Below are 2,144 nucleotides of genomic sequence, written 5' to 3' on the forward strand. Positions count from 1 at the left end.
ATATGGATACGCGTGGATTCTTAAGGTTAACAGCGTTTATAAAGAAGTAAAAAAAAGATAAATATGATGTTTGGCGTGGCCCTGCAGTACATTGAGTTCGAGTGGATAATGAAGATGTTGTACTTAATGGGTTACATATTATTGATGAAATCAAATGTGAATAATCTTGAAATTCTTAGTAATATTTAGGAAATACTCATGGTGCTGATTACAGACTATGTTATTTTGATCAATGGAGGAATTGTATGAGTATAAACAAAAAAATAAAATATTCAGAGTTAAAACCTGTTATTACAGAATATCTTCGGGATCAGAAGAAGAGTGTATTATTACTAACATTAGTGATATTTGTAACAATGGCTATGCAGTTGATGAGTCCACAGATAATAAGAGCTTTTATTGATAATATTATTGGAGGAGCTAGTAAAGATAAATTGTATAAGCTTGCTCTTTTTTTTATAGGAATATCATTAATGCAACAACTTTTGGCAGTTGCTTCAACATATCTTAGCCAAAATATTGGCTGGAAAGCTACCAACAGGTTGAGAACGGACTTGGCTAGACATTGTTTAAATCTGGATATGTCTTTTCATAAAGAACACTTACCTGGAGAGTTAATCGAGAGAATAGATGGTGATGTAACAACGCTTATGAATCTGTTTTCTAATTTTATGATAACTATTTTGGGTAATATACTGCTTTTGAGTGGTGTATTAATTGTTTTGTTCTTTGAAGATTGGCGTATTGGATTAAGTATTTCTCTGTTTTCTATATTTTCTATGATATTTTTACTAAAAATAAGTACCATAGCTGTTCCTTACTGGAAGAAAGTAATGAAAATCAGTTCTGATTTTTATGGTTTCTTAGGAGAACATATAAGTAATAGAGAAGATGTACAAAGTTCTGGAGCTAAAGATTATATCTTTTATAAGTTTCATAACTTTCTTAAAAGGTGGTATTCCAAGGAGAGGAAAGCAGGTCTGATGGGATATTCTATGTGGACTTCATCTGTCTTTATTTTTGCTTTGGGCACTATGATCTCATTTGGAGTAGGCGGTTATCTCTGGCAAAAGGGGATTATTACAATCGGAACAGTTTATTTGATTTTTAATTATACAGAATTAATTAGAAGACCTCTTGAGCAGATAAGAATGCAGCTTGAAGATCTACAGAAAGCAGGGGCGGGGATTAATAGGATAAATGAACTGTTGGATATTCGATCAAAAATAAAATATGAAGATAACAATGAGCTTTCTGAAAATAGTTGTCACCTGTCTTTTGAAAATGTGGATTTTGGATATGAAGAAGAACAAAAGGTATTGTCGAATCTATCTTTCGAATTAAAAGCAGGTGAAGCGATGGGACTTTTAGGAAGAACAGGAAGTGGTAAAACCACAGTAGGGAGACTACTTCTGCGTCTTTATGATAAAAATAATGGTAAGATACTCATCGATGGTAAAGATATAAAAAATATTTCTAAAAAGTCATTAAGAAATCATGTTGCAATTGTTACTCAAGATGTGGAACTTTTTTATGGCACTATCAGAGACAACCTAACTTTCTATAATAGTGATGTAGGTGATGATAGAATTATTGCCGCTTTTAAAGCGTTGGGTCTTTATGATTGGTTCCAGCAACTAGAGCGAGGATTAGACACAGTAATTCAATCAAACCGTTCTGGATTGTCATCAGGAGAAGCCCAGTTATTGGCCTTCGTACGCATTATATTAAGAAATCCAGGATTGATAATTTTAGATGAAGCTTCTTCCATGTTGGATCCAGCAACTGAAGTACTGTTGGAAAAGGCTATTAAAAATCTTCTAAAGAATAGAACTGCAATTATTATTGCACATAGATTTCAAACTGTAGAACAGACAGATAAAATTCTTATTCTAGAAGATGGTAAGGGCATTGAGTTTGGAGATCGTAATAAATTGTTGATGGATAAAAAATCAAAGTATAACCAACTGCTTAAAGTTGGTATGGAGGAGGTACTTGTATGAAAACCTATAGATTACTTTGGGAATTGATGAAATACAAACCTCTTCTATATATAGGAAATGCAATTTTATGGGTTGCTATCAATCTTACCCTTCTGCTACCTGGACTTCTTACTAGAGAGTTTTTTAAGCTTCTAGAAGGAG

The 2,144-nt window shown here is 32.8% G+C and carries 1 protein-coding gene; it reads left to right on the plus strand.

Annotation, left to right across the window (positions count from 1 at the left end):
* Positions 1–245: 245 nt before the first annotated feature.
* The gene (locus AC3AX0_RS10680) at positions 246–2,003 is read left to right on the plus strand and encodes an ABC transporter ATP-binding protein (protein WP_487550273.1); all 1,758 of its coding nucleotides are present in this window, start codon (positions 246–248) and stop codon (positions 2,001–2,003) included.
* The last annotated feature ends 141 nt before the right edge of the window (positions 2,004–2,144 follow it).

The sequence above is a fragment of the Dethiosulfatibacter sp. genome (assembly GCF_983023055.1).